The organism is Janthinobacterium sp. PAMC25594, from assembly GCF_019443505.1.
Taxonomy (GTDB): domain Bacteria; phylum Pseudomonadota; class Gammaproteobacteria; order Burkholderiales; family Burkholderiaceae_D; genus Janthinobacterium.
Genome location: NZ_CP080377.1, coordinates 4,661,574 through 4,676,195, shown reverse-complemented (window position 1 = coordinate 4,676,195; position 14,622 = coordinate 4,661,574). Strand labels below are relative to the sequence as shown.

13 protein-coding genes are annotated in these 14,622 nt (G+C 65.4%); 6 read left to right on the top strand and 7 right to left on the bottom strand.

Annotated elements, in window-relative coordinates; genetic code table 11:
- The first annotated feature begins 71 nt into the window (after window positions 1-71).
- The 4 genes from KY494_RS20970 to KY494_RS20955 all read left to right on the top strand — a co-directional run bounded on the left by KY494_RS20970 (window position 72) and on the right by KY494_RS20955 (window position 2,953).
- Complete coding sequence (locus KY494_RS20970; protein ID WP_258194356.1) at window positions 72-488, top strand: GNAT family N-acetyltransferase; 417 nt, start codon at window positions 72-74, stop codon at window positions 486-488.
- A 7-nt stretch (window positions 489-495) separates the two neighbouring features.
- On the top strand, window positions 496-1,242 hold the full coding sequence (locus tag KY494_RS20965; protein WP_219888103.1) for a M56 family metallopeptidase: 747 nt from the start codon (window positions 496-498) through the stop codon (window positions 1,240-1,242).
- A 64-nt stretch (window positions 1,243-1,306) separates the two neighbouring features.
- Entirely contained in the window at window positions 1,307-1,807 is a 501-nt protein-coding gene (locus KY494_RS20960; RefSeq protein WP_141170825.1) for a hypothetical protein, read from the top strand.
- A gap of 309 nt (window positions 1,808-2,116) precedes the next feature.
- Window positions 2,117-2,953: a universal stress protein gene (locus tag KY494_RS20955; protein ID WP_219888102.1), complete on the top strand. Its 837-nt coding sequence runs from the start codon at window positions 2,117-2,119 to the stop codon at window positions 2,951-2,953.
- Between the two features lie 58 nt (window positions 2,954-3,011).
- Here KY494_RS20955 and KY494_RS20950 read toward each other — a convergent pair whose 3' ends face one another.
- The 4 genes from KY494_RS20950 to KY494_RS20935 all read right to left on the bottom strand — a co-directional run bounded on the left by KY494_RS20950 (window position 3,012) and on the right by KY494_RS20935 (window position 7,696).
- Window positions 3,012-5,330 (bottom strand): NADP-dependent malic enzyme, encoded by a 2,319-nt coding sequence (locus tag KY494_RS20950; protein WP_219132609.1) that lies wholly within the window; start codon window positions 5,328-5,330, stop codon window positions 3,012-3,014.
- Between the two features lie 192 nt (window positions 5,331-5,522).
- A complete protein-coding gene (locus KY494_RS20945; protein ID WP_219888101.1) occupies window positions 5,523-5,882 on the bottom strand; it encodes a hypothetical protein in 360 nt (119 codons plus the stop codon).
- A complete protein-coding gene (locus tag KY494_RS20940) occupies window positions 5,875-6,468 on the bottom strand; it encodes an SMI1/KNR4 family protein (RefSeq protein ID WP_219888100.1) in 594 nt (197 codons plus the stop codon). The genes KY494_RS20945 and KY494_RS20940 overlap by 8 nt, the downstream gene beginning before the upstream one ends.
- A gap of 40 nt (window positions 6,469-6,508) precedes the next feature.
- Window positions 6,509-7,696: an MFS transporter gene (locus tag KY494_RS20935; RefSeq protein ID WP_219888099.1), complete on the bottom strand. Its 1,188-nt coding sequence runs from the start codon at window positions 7,694-7,696 to the stop codon at window positions 6,509-6,511.
- A 122-nt stretch (window positions 7,697-7,818) separates the two neighbouring features.
- Between KY494_RS20935 and KY494_RS20930 the strand changes: the two genes are divergently transcribed.
- A complete protein-coding gene (locus tag KY494_RS20930) occupies window positions 7,819-8,340 on the top strand; it encodes a MarR family winged helix-turn-helix transcriptional regulator (RefSeq protein WP_219132606.1) in 522 nt (173 codons plus the stop codon).
- Here the strand turns inward: KY494_RS20930 and KY494_RS20925 are convergent.
- Window positions 8,337-8,945 (bottom strand): hypothetical protein, encoded by a 609-nt coding sequence (locus KY494_RS20925; protein ID WP_219888098.1) that lies wholly within the window; start codon window positions 8,943-8,945, stop codon window positions 8,337-8,339. The two genes, KY494_RS20930 and KY494_RS20925, sit on opposite strands and share 4 nt — an antisense overlap.
- A gap of 89 nt (window positions 8,946-9,034) precedes the next feature.
- Between KY494_RS20925 and thiL the strand changes: the two genes are divergently transcribed.
- A complete protein-coding gene (gene thiL / locus KY494_RS20920; protein ID WP_219888097.1) occupies window positions 9,035-10,015 on the top strand; it encodes a thiamine-phosphate kinase in 981 nt (326 codons plus the stop codon).
- A 3-nt stretch (window positions 10,016-10,018) separates the two neighbouring features.
- On the opposite strand, the gene KY494_RS20915 is transcribed toward thiL, so the two are convergent.
- Window positions 10,019-12,595 (bottom strand): EAL domain-containing protein, encoded by a 2,577-nt coding sequence (locus tag KY494_RS20915; RefSeq protein WP_219888096.1) that lies wholly within the window; start codon window positions 12,593-12,595, stop codon window positions 10,019-10,021.
- Window positions 12,592-14,622, bottom strand: coding sequence for an ATP-binding protein (locus KY494_RS20910; RefSeq protein ID WP_219888095.1), 2,031 nt, complete (start codon window positions 14,620-14,622; stop codon window positions 12,592-12,594). The genes KY494_RS20915 and KY494_RS20910 overlap by 4 nt, the downstream gene beginning before the upstream one ends.

Genomic DNA, 14,622 nt, shown 5'->3' with positions numbered 1-14,622 from the left:
AAAGCGTGCCGCCCCGCAAGCCCATCGCCGCCTATAATTGCTGCTCCAAACTATTTCCACAGGAGAGCGCCTTGACCGCAGCATCGCCCTACACCACCCGCCTGGCCATCCCCTCCATCGCCACCTACCAGCAGCTGCGCGTGGCCGCCGGCATGAGCGCGAAAAGCACGGACGCGGCGGCCAAGGGCTTGCCGAACTCCCTGTTTGCCGTGCAAATCCTGCATGGCGACGCCGTGGTGGGCATGGGCCGCATCATTGGCGATGGCGGCTGCTTCTTCCAGGTGACCGATATCGCCGTGCTGCCCGCGCACCAAGGCAAGGGCCTGGGCAAGCGCATCATGCGCGAGATCATGCAATTCATCGAGACGGCGGTGCCGGAAAGCGCGTATGTCAGCCTGATCGCCGATGGCCAGGCGCAAGACCTGTACGCGCAATTCGGCTTCCAGCACACGGCGCCCGCCTCGGTCGGCATGGCGCTGAAGCGCTAGGCGCCCGATGCCTGTCTGGCTGCTATGCAGCATGGCGCTGGCACTGCTGTTGAGCGCCGCCGCCTGGCGCGCCGAACGCGCGCGGCAGCGGTGCGGGCGCCCGACGCGCTGGCTGTGGCTGGCGGCCATCGCCGCGTCCGTCATCGTGCCCCTGGCATGGCTGCCCGGCGTGCTGGCAGCCATGCCGGCGGAGCAGGCACAGCTGAAACTGGGCTGGTTTGTCTTATCGAGCGGCATGCTCTTGATGTTGGCGCTGCGCAGCATCTGGCTGCTGTCGCACCAGCGCCGCTGGCAAAAGAGCTCCTTGCTGGGCACGCCCGTGTACTTGAGTGGCGGCATCGGCCCCTGCGTGGCGGGGCTGCTGCGACCGCGTATCGTGATGCCCGTCTGGCTGCAACTGATTCCGTCCCAGCAACAGGCGCTGCTGCTGGCTCACGCACAATGCCGGCTGGCCGCGCGCGACCCGCTGCTGCTGGCCCTGGCGTACGCCTTGATCGTGCTCATGCCGTGGAACCTGCCCCTGTGGTGGCAGTTGCACCGGCTGCGCTTTGCCATCGAAGTCGATTGCGACGCGCGCATGCTGGCGCATGGCCACGCGTGGCGCGACTATGCCACGGTGCTGCGTCGGCACGGCCAGTATTATTCGGGCCTGACGGGCGCCGCGCCCATCGTGCTGAACGACCCGCGCGCGCTGCGCCGGCGCCGCCATCTGATGGCCAGATTTACCGGGAAGCAGGCGGCGAACTTGCTATAGTAGCGGCAACGCCGCGCGGCGCGCCCGCGTTCCCGGCTCCCCCCTTAGAAATCAGAGAGATACCATGCTTTACCTGCTTGCCATCGTGATCGTCATCGCCCTGCTGTACTACGTCTTCAGCGGCCGCACGCCCGTCAAACCGCTGCACAAGCCACTCGTCTCGGTGCGCCAGTACGTGCCGGCGATTCCCGCGGGCGCACCGGCGCACCACTGGAACGACGAGGGGCGCTTTGCGTCGGAAGTGGAAAACGAAGCGATGTACCAGAGCGCCATCGCCAAACTGGCCGGCGAACACGGTCCCGGCAACGCGGAAGAAAAATGCCTGGCCCTGCTCGTCTGCGACGATGCCAATCCGTTCCAGGACAAGGCCATCGCCGTCTTCATCGATGGCCAGCTGGTCGGTTACCTGTCGCACAACGACGCCCTGCGCCTGCGCCGCAACCTGGGCCGCATGGACCTGGTGGGCCAGCTGACCTCGTGCGACGCCGTCATCCGTGGCGGCGGCCTGTGGAACGGCAAGCGCCTGTCGTATGCCGTGTGGCTGGACTTGCAGCCCTACAATTAAGTGAACTCCCGCCACGGCCAGCGTTGTTGCGTCACACAAAGCAGTGCCGGACAGATGGCGCCGGCGCCGATGCAGACCACTGGAAGGGCAAGGAGTTCGATGCCATTATCGCCGGCAGTGGGCCAGGCATTTTGATGCACATCAAACAGCTCGCAATTTCCTGGCCGTCGCCTTGCGCAAGGCCACGGCCCGTGTTTTCTTGACCCACGTCAAGCACAGCATAAGAAAATCCCTGGCCACTACGGCAATGCTGGACTTGCCCACGTTGTCGTTCTAGCCTTGTTGCCATCCTGACTAGCGAATGACACCATGGCTTATAAATCCATCCTCGTCCACGCCGACCTGTCGCGCCATGCGCCGCAGCGCATCGCCATCGCGGCGCGGCTGGCGCACGCGCACCAGGCGCACCTGATCGGCGCGGCGATGACGGGCGTGTCGCGCTTTACCCTGGAAAACAACCGCGGCATGCGCGGCGGCGCCGTGGCGGCGCAGATCAACGCCCTGCATGGGCAGGCGGAACAGGCGCTGGACCAGTTTGAAACGCTCGCGCGCCAGGCCGGCGCCGTCTCGCTCGAACGGCGTCTGATCGAAGACGATGAAGATGGCGGCATGGCCGTCAGCGCCCGCTACAACGACTTGACAGTGCTCAGCCAGCACGACGACAGCGAAGCACTGCCCGGCGCCATGAGCGACCTGGTGCCCTACGTGATGCTGAACGCGGCGCGTCCCGTGCTGATCGTGCCGCGCAGCGGCCAGTTTGCGGAAGTCAGCAACACCGTGGTGGTGGCCTGGGATGGCAGCATGGAAGCGACGCGCGCCATCGGCCACGCCCTGCCGCTCTTGCGCGCGGCGCGCCTGGTGGTGCTGGCCCTGCTGCATCCGCCGGCCGGCCATGCGCAGCCGGCCCGCCATCCGGGCGCCGACATCGCCGCCTACCTGAGCCGCCATGGCGTGCCCGTCGAGGTACGCCCGGCCGTCGCCACAGGCGACGTCGGCGCGGCGCTGCTGGCCATGGCCGCCGAAGTGCATGCGAACCTGCTGGTGATGGGCGGCTACGGCCACGCGCGCTTCCGCGAAATTTTGCTGGGAGGCGTGACGGAAACCGTGCTGCGCCAGATGACATTACCCGTGCTGATGGCGCACTGACGTAAAAAAGCCGCGCCACCCTTGCGGATGGCGCGGCTTTCAATTGACAGCGACAGCCTTAGACCTTGCGTTGCGCTACGGCATCAACCACGCACAAGGCCGTCATGTTGACGATGCGGCGCACGGTGGCCGATGGCGTCAAAATGTGCACGGGCTTGGCGCAGCCGAGCAGGATCGGACCCACGGCGATGCCGTTGCCGGCGGCCGTTTTCACCAGGTTGTAGGCGATGTTGGCCGATTCGATGTTCGGCATGACCAGCAGGTTGGCATCGTGCTTCAGTGCCGAATTCGGCATGATTTTTTGACGCAGCTTGCTGTCGAGGGCCGTATCGCCGTGCATTTCGCCGTCGATTTCCAGGTCCGGCGCGCGTTCCTTGATGATGGCCAGCGCGGCGCGCATCTTTTGCGCCGAGGCGCTGTCGCTGGAACCGAAGTTCGAATGCGACAGCAGCGCCGCGCGCGGCGACAGGCCGAAGCGGGTCATCTCTTCGGCGGCCATGATGGTGATCTCGGCCAATTGCCCGGCGTCCGGGTTTTCGTTGACGTGCGTGTCGACCATCACCAGCTGGCGCTCCGGCATGATCAAGACGTTCATGGCCGCGTAGACATTGCTGCCGGCGCGCTTGCCCAGCACCTGATCAATGTATTTCAGGTGCAGCTGGGTGGTGCCGAAGGTGCCGCAGATCATGCCGTCGGCGTCGCCCTTGTGGATCATCATCGAACCGATCAGGGTGTGGCGGCGGCGCATTTCCAGCTTCGCGTATTCCTCGGTGACGCCCTTGCGGCTGGTCATCGCGTAATACGTGTTCCAGTAATCGCGATAGCGCTCGTCGAAGTCCGGGTTGATGACGTCGAAATCGACGCCTTGCTTCAGGCGCAGGCCGAACTTCTGGATGCGCGCTTCGAGCACGGGCGGACGGCCCACCAGGATGGGGCGCGCCAGTTTTTCATCGACCACCACTTGCACGGCGCGCAGCACGCGCTCTTCTTCGCCTTCGGCGTAGACGATGCGTTTGAGTTCGGCCGGCGTGGACTTGGCCATCAGGAACAGCGGCTTCATGAAAGTGCCGCTGCGGTAGACGAATTGCTGCAGGCTGTCCGCATACGCCTGCAAATCCTTGATCGGACGCGTGGCGACGCCCGATTCCTCGGCTGCCTTGGCCACCGCTGGCGCGATCTTGATCAGCAAGCGCGGGTCGAACGGCATCGGGATCAGGTATTCAGGACCGAACGACAGGTTGCTGATGCCGTAGGTGGTGGCGACGATGTCCGACTGCTCGGCATGCGCCAGGTCGGCGATCGCGTGCACCACGGCGATTTCCATTTCGCGCGTGATCGTCGTCGCGCCGCAATCGAGGGCGCCGCGGAAGATGTACGGGAAGCACAGCACGTTGTTGACCTGGTTCGGATAGTCCGAACGGCCCGTGGCGATGATGGCGTCGCTGCGCACGGCCTTGACTTCTTCCGGCAGGATTTCCGGATTCGGATTGGCCAGCGCCAGGATCAGCGGGTTCGGCGCCATCTTGCGCACCATGTCCTGTTTCAGCACGCCGCCGGCGGACACGCCGAGGAAGATGTCGGCGTCCGGGATGATCTCGGCCAGGGTGCGCAGCGGCGTGTCTTGCGCGAAGCGTTCCTTGTCCGGGTCCATCAGTTCCGCGCGGCCCTTGTAGACCACGCCGGCCAGGTCGGTGACGTAGATGTTTTTGAGCGGGAAGCCCAGGTCGACGATCAGGTCCAGGCAGGCCAGCGCCGCGGCGCCCGCGCCCGACACGACCAGCTTGCAGTCCTCGATTTTCTTGCCGACGGCTTTCAGGCCGTTCAGGATGGCCGCGCCGACGATGATGGCGGTGCCGTGCTGGTCGTCATGGAAGACGGGAATCTTCATGCGGCTGCGCAACTGGCGCTCGATGTAGAAACACTCGGGCGCCTTGATGTCTTCCAGGTTCACGCCGCCGAAGGTCGGTTCCAGCGAAGCGATGATGTCGACCAGCTTGTCCGGGTCCATTTCGTTGATTTCGATGTCGAAGACGTCGATGCCGGCGAATTTCTTGAACAGCACGCCCTTGCCTTCCATCACCGGCTTGGCTGCCAGCGGGCCGATATTGCCCAGTCCCAGCACGGCCGTGCCGTTGGTGATGACGGCCACCAGGTTGCCGCGCGCCGTATATTTATAGGCATTCGCCGGATCGATGACGATTTCTTCGCACGGTGCCGCCACGCCTGGCGAGTAGGCCAGCGCCAGGTCGCGCTGGTTGGTCAGTTGTTTGGTGGGCGTCACGCTGATTTTGCCGGGGCGCGGGCACTCGTGATATTCGAGTGCGGCCAAGCGCAATTGTTGACGCAATTCTTCTTTTTTATCAGATGACGAATCCATGCTGTGCAGCCTTCCTGTTTGGTCGATCGGGTGTTCCGGATTTTATCAGACCGATTCTTTCAATTAGCTAGGTATTTTCCGCTAGCCACAGTCTGATATCACGAAAACGCATAACCTAGCATTGTAAGGCCGTCCGGCGGCACAAACGTGCTGAGCAGGAAAAACTATCAAATTTTATATTTCAATTAGTTTTTATGATAGACCGCCGGGAGCGCGCCACAGCGGCAGCGCCTCGACGGCGCGCTCGATATCGTCCATCTCGTCGTCGCCAAGGGCGGTGTCGAACGGCGCGGACAGGATGCTGCGCATCAGCGCCAGGCGCGTCGTCGCTTGCTCCTCGTCGATGAAGCGCGTCGTCTCCGCGCAATACTGCGCGCGCCGCAAGGCATCGGCGCCATCATCGTCGCCGTCGGGATAATAGTGGCGGCCGATGTGATGCAGCGACTGCAGCAGGAATTCGATCTCTTGCAGGATGCGCAGCGCATCTTCGCCGGACAGCACGATGCGGCGGTTGGCGGGCAGCAGGGACGGCGGCGCGGCCGGACTATTCAAAATTGTCCTCGATCAGGAAACCGTAGTCGTCATCGATCAGCATTTGCAGGTAGGCATCGAAACTGTCGGCGATGACCTGGTAGTTGTCGGGATCGTGCAGGAAGCGCACGACCTGCCCCACCTTGCCCGACGCCGTCGGCGTGAAATCGACATACAGCCGCGAGGAACCGCCATTGTTCATGCAATGCGAAAAACACAGCCTCTGGCCCTGTTGGATGCCCGTATCAATGCGGGCGTCGACGATGCCGGGGTCGTCTTCCAGGTAATGGCCGTAGATATCGGCGATGCTGCGCTGGTTCGCCTGCCGGTCTTCCAGGATCTGTGCGACGGAACTCAGGTAATACGGATATTCGAACACGTCCGAACCCAGCATGTACACCAGCACCGTGCCGCCCGCATATTCCTCGTAATAGGTGCCGTTGTAGTGGCCCAGCAGGCGCAGCAGGCTGTCCGGGCACAGCGGATAGGCCTGGCGCAAGCTGTCCAGTTGCGCCGCGCTGGCGCCGCTGGCCAGCGCCAGTTCCGCCAGCGGCTCCGGCGGCATTGCCTGGCGCAATCCTTCTAAATAGTGGTCGACGATGTTCATAGCCTCAATATATCAGCTGCCAGCACACGCCATGCGCACGCTAGCGCGACTGGGCCAGCCTGCCTCCCGGCGCGAAGCGCACGGCGATCAGCAATAACAGCACCACGCCGCCCGCCATCACCATCCACGCCTGGGCCAGGCTGGATGAATGCTGGCGGATCAGCCCGGCAATGAACGGCATGCTGCTGGCGATGATGTAGCCGCCGCCCTGCACAAAGCCCAGCAGGGCGCCGGCGCCGGCCGGGTCCGTCACGTGGTCCATGCTGACGATCAGCGACAGGGGGAACAGGGAACCGATGCCGCAGCCCAGCAGGATCACGGCGGGCAACGCCAGTTGCGCCGGCGCCACGATCAGGCAGGCCAGGCCGCCCAGTACGCACAACAGGACGGACAGCAGCAGGATGCGGCGGTCGGGAAAGCGGTGGATGATGCTGGAAATCACCAGTCCCGCCAGCACTTCCACCAGAGTCAGGGCGCCCAGCAGCAAGCCGCTGTCGGCCGCGCTCCAGCCCAGTTCCGTATAAAACGGCGGCAGCCAGGCCAGCACCAGCGTGTACGCGCCCGTGCCGATGCCGAAAAACACCATCAGCAGCCAGGCGCGGCCACTGCCCACGGGCAGGCTGGCGCCCGCGCCGCCGGACACGTCCACGCGCGCAGCGGCGGCGCGGCGCCACAGCAGGGCGGCGGCCACGGCGGGCAGCGCCCACAGGGCCAGCAGCGCGTTCCAGCCCCAGCTTTGCGCCAGCGGTGAAGCGGACGCGGCGGCAATGGCCGCGCCGCCCATGATGCCCGTCGTATAAAAGCCCATCAACTGGCCCGCCCGCGCGGGGAAATGGCGCTTGATGAAGGCTGGCAGCAAGGCTTGCACCAGCGCGATGCCCAGGCCGCCCAAGGCTGCCGTGGCGATCAGGCCGCTGCTGCCATGCAAGGGCCAGCGCAGCGCGCAGGCGGCAGCGATGATGGCGATGCCCAGCGAGATGCCACGCGCCACGCCCAGGCGGCGCTGCAGCTGGGCGCCCGCCAGCGCACACACGCCCATGGCGAACACGGGCACGGTGGTCAGCAAGCCCGCGTCGGCATTGCTGATGCCCGTGCTGGCCTGGATGCTGTCGAGCAAGGGTCCGATGGCGGCCAGGATGGGCCGCAAGTTCAAGCCCAGCAGGATGATGGCGGCCACCAGCAGGGCGGACGAGGGCAGCGGGGAAGATACGGGGCGTTCAGCAGGCATGGCAGAGTTGTCCTTGCCTCGCAGGGAGGCACATGGTTTAATGCGTCACATAATAACTTGATGGAAAGTATCTTAGCATAAAGATAGAAATCTATCTTGATGTCGAGATAGATGCATACACCATGACGGATACCCCGCAAGAACACACGCGCGCGCAATTTGCCGCCGCACAATGGCAGCGCGAATTGCCGCAGATGGATACGCATGCCATGCAACTGGTGGGCCAGCTGGGCACGGTGGCGCAGCTGATGGCGCGCGACTGGCTCAACCCGCTGTTTGCCGAACATGGCTTGCAACCGGGCGAATTCGACGTGCTGGCGACCTTGCGCCGCTCGGGCGCGCCCTATGCCCTGACGCCGACGGCCCTGTACGAGGCGGCCATGCTGTCCTCGGGCGGCATGACCAACCGCATCGACCGGCTGGAAGCGGCCGGCCTGATCGAACGCCAGAAGCACCCGACGGACCGGCGCGGCGTGCTGGTGGCCCTGACGCCGAAGGGATTGGCACTGATTGAAAAGCTGGTGCTGCTGCACGTGGAGAACGAACGCGCCATGCTGTCGGCACTGAGCGCGGACGAGCAGCGCCAGCTCGACCAGTTGCTGGCCAAGCTGCTGCAGGGCATGGCGCAGGCGAAGAAAGTTTAAGGAGCGAGCAGCTGCGCCAGCTCGCGCAGCGCCGCATTGCCGCGCCGTGCCAGGCGCCGCAGGTCGGCGGGGTCGCGGCTGTCGTACAGGGCCTGGACATGGCCCACGCTGGCCGCGTGCAAGTCGATATCGCTGTCGCGGTCGGGAAGCTGGGCCTCGGCCACGTGCCCCTCGACCAGGGTCAGATAGTAATGACGGGGCTTGCCGCGCAAATTGGCGGCAAACTGCAGCACCAGGCCGCTGTCGAACAGCAGGGCGCCGCTGCGCCCGCCCTGTTCCAGCAGCACGCGAAACGCCGGCAAGGGCTGCCGCGCCGCGCGCAGAAAACCGGCCAGGTGCACCTGATAACCGAGGTCCAGGCCATTCGCGCCCAGCTGGCCGCGCTGCAGATACGCCTTGAACGATGCCAGCACCGGACGCTGGCCCCTGCGGAACAGGCGCTCGTCCTCGTACAAGCACAGCTGGCCGCCGTCGCTGATGGCGTCGAAGCCCCACGCCACCAGTTCCTGCGCCTCAAAAGTATTCAAGCCGACGGCTTGCGGGTCGCGCAGCCAGCCATGGTCGAGCCAGGATTGCAATAAGACGTGAATATCGAGAATGGGCATGGCAAGTTGCTCGGCAGTGGAAAAGACCCGTATTGTAGGCCAGCCTATAATAGCCGGGCCACACCATCACTCAACGCACAGACTACGCCATGGCCCCACACGACGCGCTTTCCGAATTCGACCTGATCAAACACTATTTCGTGCGCCAGCGCCCCGGCCGCGCCACCCTGGGCATCGGCGACGATTGCGCGCTGATGACGCCCGGCGCGGGCAAGCAGATCGCCATCTCGTCGGACATGCTGGTCGAGGACCGGCACTTCTTTGCCGGCGCCGACGCCCGCATGCTCGGTCATAAAAGCCTGGCCGTGAATCTGTCCGACCTGGCCGCCATGGGCGCGCGTCCCGTGGCATTTACCCTGGCCCTGTCGCTGCCGCAAGCGGAGCGCAGCTGGCTGGCCGGCTTTGCCGAAGGCCTGTTTGCGCTGGCCGACGCCTTTGATTGCGAACTCATCGGCGGCGACACCACCAAGGGGCCTTTGAATATCTGCATCACCGTATTCGGCGAACTGACACCGGGCCAGGCCCTGCGCCGCAGCGCTGCCGTGGCGGGCGACGATATCTGGGTCAGCGGCACCCTGGGCGACGCGCGCCTGGCGCTGGCAGGCTACCGCGTGGAACAGGAACTGGCGCCAGCCGACCTGCTGACGGCCGCCGCGCGCATGCACACGCCCACGCCGCGCGTGGCGCTCGGCTGCGCCCTGGCCGAAGCGGGCCTGGCGCATGCGGCCATCGACATTTCCGACGGCCTGGTCGGAGACCTCGGTCACATCTTGAAAGCGTCGCAAGTGGGCGCCACCCTCGACGTCGACGCCCTGCCGGCCGGGCCCGTGCTGGCGCGGCAGGAAACCAGCTTGCGCCGCCGCTACACGGCCGCCGGCGGCGACGATTATGAGCTGTGCTTCACGGCGCCCCCATCGTCGCGCGAGGCCATCGCCGCGCTGGCGCTCAGCTGCGGCACGCCCGTCACGCGCGTGGGCCGTATCGAGGCGGATAGCGGCTTGCGGCTGGTCGATGCGGCCGGGCAGCCGCTCGATCTGGCCTTGAGTTCTTTCGACCACTTCAGCGAGTAACTTCTAGCGCACCGCCACGCGCGCCAGCCCCGGCTGGTTCACCATCCAGTAGTGCTGGAAGGCCAGGCGGATGTTGTCGCGCAGCTGGGTGTCGTCCCACGGTTTCGTATAAAAACGGTAGATGGCGCCGCGGTTGAGCGAGTCGAGCACGGCTTCCAGGCCCGTGTAGCCGGACAGGATGATGCGGATGGTTTCCGGGTACAGCTCTTTCACTTTGCTCAAGAATTCCGTGCCGCTCATGCTGGGCATGCGCTGGTCGCAGACGATCACGTGGGCCCTGTGCAGGGCGAGCATTTCAAACCCTTCGGCCGGCGTGCTGGCCGTGAGAATCTGGTAGCCCTCGGGACGGAACAGGCGGTGCAAGGACGACAGTACGTTGACGTCGTCGTCGACGATGAGCAGGGTTTGCGCCGGCTGGGCAGCGGGATCGTGGCCGGGCGGCAGGCCGGCGCCGGCGGCGATCATCTGCCCCAGTTCCAGCGCCGGCAGGGCGCGGCTGAAATAAAAGCCCTGGATCTCGTCGCAGCGGTTGCGCCGCAGGTACTCGAGCTGCGGGCGCGATTCCACGCCCTCGGCCACCACGCTCAGTTTCAGGCTGTGCGCCATGCTGACGATGGCCAGCGCGATGGCCGCGTCGTTCGGATTGCTGGTGATGTTGCGCACGAAGGCGATGTCGATTTTCAGCTTGTCGATGGGGAAGCGCTGCAAATACGCGAGGCTGGAATAGCCGGTGCCGAAATCGTCGATGGCCACCTTCACGCCGATTTTCTTCAATTTTCCCAGCACGACGATGGTGCGCTCGGCGTTCGACATCAGCGCCGTTTCCGTCAGTTCCAGTTCCAGCAATTCCGGCGCCACGCCGTGCCGCGCCAGCGCGCGCGTCACTTCGCCTTCCAGGTCGCCTTCGGCGAACTGGCGGCTCGACACGTTCACGGCCACGCGCACGGGTCCCACTTCGCTGTCGCGCCACTCGGCGATCTGGCGGCAGGCGGCCTGGATCACCCAGGCGCCCACGCGCACGATCAGGCCCGTGTCTTCCAGCACCGGCACGAATTCGGCCGGCGCCACCAGGCCGTAGCCGGGACGGCGCCAGCGCAGCAGCGCTTCCACGCCGCTGATGCGGCCCGTGCGCAAGTCCACCTTCGGCTGGTAGTACAGGATGAACTGGTCGTGTTCGAGCGCATGGCGCAACGCCAGTTCCAGGTCCAGGCGCGCCAGCACCTGCACGTTCATGCCGGCCGTGAAAAAGCGGTAGCCGTCGCGCCCCGCCTGCTTGGCGCCGCCCATGGCCGTATTCGCGTATTTGATCAGTGTTTCCGGGTCGGTGGCGTCGTCCGGATACATGGCGATGCCGATGCTGGCCGTCAGGGTGGCCGCGTGGCCGCGCAAGTCGAACGGCGCGCGCAAGGCTTCGCGCACCTGGTTCGCTACCGCCACGGCTTCCTGCTGGTTGCGGCTCATGGTGAGTATCAGCGCGAATTCGTCGTTGCCCAGGCGCCCAACCGTGTCGCGCAGGCGCACGCATTCGACCAGGCGGTTGCTGAACTGGCGCAATAGCTCGTCGCCCAGCGCCGCGCCCAGGGTGTCGTTGATGCTTTTGAAGCGGTCGAGCGCGATGAACAGCACCACGATGCGCCAGCTTTTTTCCTGCGCCAGTTCGACCGCCTGCGCCAGCGTCTGGTAAAACAGGCTGCGGTTCGGCAGCCCCGTCAAGCCATCGTAATGGGCCAGGTGCTTCAGCCGCTCCTGCGTCTGGCGCCGTTCGCTGATGTCGCGCGCCACGGCGATCAGCAGCAGGCCACCCGTGGCATGGCCGCCGGCCACGGGCGCCTGCGCATACCAGTGCCAGCCCAGTTCCACGGGCACCAGGCTCAGGTCGCGCCGCACCAGTTCGCATTCCGTCACTTCCGTGGCCAGGTGGCCCGGACCACCCGGCAGCGCGGCCAGGGGCGGGGCCGGCGGCGATGGCAGCAAGGTGCCGGGCGCCAGCGCCAGCAGTTCGGCGCGCGCATAGCCGAGCAGGCGGCACGCGCCATCGTTGACGTCGACCAGGGTCATGCCCAGCACGTCGACGAGGAAGATGGCGTCGGTGGTGGCGTCCATGGCGCCGCGAAAGCGCTGCAGTTCGGCCGTGCGCTGGCCCACCGTGCGTTCGAGCAAGGTGTTGTAGTGGCGCGCGGCGCGGTGCAGCAGCCGCACTTCAAGCATGTTGCGGATGCGCGTGAGCACTTCGAGCGCGTCGAAGGGCTTGCTGATGAAGTCGCGCGCGCCCGCTTCCAGCGCGGCCAGCTTGGCATCCGGGTCGGCGGCGATCACCAGCACGGGCAGGTAGCCTTCCAGCTCTAGCGGGCGCAAGGCATCCATCACGTCGTAGCCGCTCATGCCGGGCATCACCAGGTCGAGGATGATCAGGTCGAACTGCTGGCGCTGGTGCAGGCCGGCCACGGCGTGCGCGTCGAGGGTGCTGCTGATGGCCGTGTAGCCGCCGCTTTCCAGCAAATGCGCGAGCAGGCGCAAATTGACTTCCTGGTCGTCGACGATGAGAATTTTCGCCGCATAGATATCGGCCTGGCTGATCATGGCGCGCCTGTTCCCTTTTGCCGGCGCTGCCGCGCCACATAGGCCAGGGTGCTGTTGATCGCCTCGGTAAATTCATCGAGGTTGATCGGCTTGGTCAGGTAGCGGTAAAAGCCCAGCGCCATGCTGCGCTCCACGTCGCCCGGCATGGCGTTGGCCGTCAGGGCGATGACGGGGATGTGCGCCGTGCGCGGATCGGCGCGCAGCAGTTTCAGCGCGTCCGTGCCGTTCACATGGGGCAGGTTGATGTCCATCAAGATGAGCTGCGGCAAATGCGTGCGCGCCATCTCCACGCCCAGGCGACCATCCGTGGCCGTCAGCAGCTGCAATTGCGGGCAGTAGCGGACGATTTCCTCGACCAGGGTCAGGTTGGCGGGATTGTCTTCCACGTACAGCAAGGTCACGGGGGCGCTGTGCTCGAGCAGCGCGCCGGCCAGGTCCGGCCGCGGCAAGACCGGGGCCACGGGAATGGGCACGGCGTCGACCACGCGCAGCTCGATCCAGAAAGTGCTGCCCTCGCCGGGCGCACTGGCCACGCCAATGTTGCCGTCCATCAATTCCACCAGGCGCTTGGTGACCACCAGGCCGATGCCGCTGCCCTCCTCCGTGCCGCCCTCCTGCCCCAGCCGGTTGAAGGGCTGGAACAGCAGCGCCAGCTGTTCGGCATCGAGACCCACGCCCGTGTCGCGCACGCTGATGCGCACCCGTCCGCCAGCGTGCGGCGCGCAATCGATGGCCACCTGCCCCTGCTCGCGGTTGTACTTGAGCGCATTCGACAGCAGGTTCAACAGAATTTGCTTGAGGCGCGTGCGGTCGGCCAGCACGTTCAGGGGACAGGCATCGGGAAAAGCCATGCCGATGCCGCGCTGGCTGGCCAGCGGCGCGATCATGTCGCGGCATTCCTGCAAGATGGCGTCCAGGCCCACCGGTTCCAGCGACAGGCTGACCGTGCCCGACTCCACCTTCGCCAGGTCGAGGATTTCATTGATCAAGGTCAACAAATGGCGGCCCGATTTGAGGATATGGCCGGCGAATTCCTTCTTTTGCTCCAGGGTCGACGGCAGGCGGTCGGAACTGAGGATTTGCGCGAAGCCCAGGATGGCGTTCAGCGGCGTGCGCAATTCATGGCTCATCGACGACAGGAAGGCCGACTTGGCATAGTTGGCGCTGCGCGCCTCCTCCATCGCCATGGCCAGTTCGCCATTCGTCATTTCCAGCTGCATCGTGCGCTCGTGCACGCGCACTTCCAGTTCCTGGTTCAGGCGCATGACTTCCTGCTGCGCCTGGGTGCGCTGCTCGCCTTCGCGCGCCAGTTCGCCATTCGAGCGTTCCAGCGCGTGCGTGCGCAGCTCGATCTCGGCCAGCATCTTGTTGAAGGAATCGACCAGCTGCGCCACTTCGTCGTCGCTGAGCTTGCGCGCGCGGCGCGAGTAGTCGCCCGTCTCGATCACTTCGCGCGCCACGTCGGCGATATCGAGGATGGGCTGCGTGATGACGAAATCGAGGCGGCGCAGCAACAGCAAAGCCACCAGCAGCGCCAGCACCGTCACGCCCAGCGCGATGGCCAGGTAGTCGGCCGTGCGGCCGGCCAGCTCATAATCGGCGCGCAGATACACGGTGCCCAGCAGCTCGCCATTGTCGACGATGGGCTTGAACAATTCCACCGAGCTGCCGGCGATGCTTTCGCCTTCCTTGCCCACCTTCGCCGGCAGCGCGCCCACGCGCTCGTTCGCGCGGTAGCTGGCAAACAGGCTGCCGTCGGCCTTGTACAGGGCGCCGGCCGTCACGCGCGGGCGGATGCGCATCAGGTTCAGGTTTTCCAGCGCCAGACGTTCGTCGTCGAAGGCCAGCGCGGCCGAACTCATGTGCCCCAGCAGCTCGGCCTGGGTACTGATGTCGGCCACCAGGTTGCGGTGATAGGCGCGCAAGTCGTAGACGACGATGGTGCCCAGCGAAATGACGAGCGCCACCAGGGTGGTCAGCAAGACCACCGACATCAGCTTGTGGCGGATGGAACGCAGTCGCAGCAT

Bases quoted from the DNA above. Each gene is read 5' to 3' on its own strand.
- KY494_RS20935 (WP_219888099.1), bottom strand. From the start codon at position 7,696: ATGCCTGCTGAACGCCCCGTATCTTCCCCGCTGCCCTCGTCCGCCCTG.
- KY494_RS20915 (WP_219888096.1), bottom strand. From the start codon at position 12,595: ATGATCAGCCAGGCCGATATCTATGCGGCGAAAATTCTCATCGTCGAC.
- KY494_RS20940 (WP_219888100.1), bottom strand. From the start codon at position 6,468: ATGAACATCGTCGACCACTATTTAGAAGGATTGCGCCAGGCAATGCCG.
- KY494_RS20960 (WP_141170825.1), top strand. From the start codon at position 1,307: ATGCTTTACCTGCTTGCCATCGTGATCGTCATCGCCCTGCTGTACTAC.
- KY494_RS20955 (WP_219888102.1), top strand. From the start codon at position 2,117: ATGGCTTATAAATCCATCCTCGTCCACGCCGACCTGTCGCGCCATGCG.
- KY494_RS20930 (WP_219132606.1), top strand. From the start codon at position 7,819: ATGACGGATACCCCGCAAGAACACACGCGCGCGCAATTTGCCGCCGCA.
- KY494_RS20950 (WP_219132609.1), bottom strand. From the start codon at position 5,330: ATGGATTCGTCATCTGATAAAAAAGAAGAATTGCGTCAACAATTGCGC.
- KY494_RS20910 (WP_219888095.1), bottom strand. From the start codon at position 14,622: ATGCTGCGACTGCGTTCCATCCGCCACAAGCTGATGTCGGTGGTCTTG.
- KY494_RS20965 (WP_219888103.1), top strand. From the start codon at position 496: ATGCCTGTCTGGCTGCTATGCAGCATGGCGCTGGCACTGCTGTTGAGC.
- KY494_RS20925 (WP_219888098.1), bottom strand. From the start codon at position 8,945: ATGCCCATTCTCGATATTCACGTCTTATTGCAATCCTGGCTCGACCAT.
- thiL (WP_219888097.1), top strand. From the start codon at position 9,035: ATGGCCCCACACGACGCGCTTTCCGAATTCGACCTGATCAAACACTAT.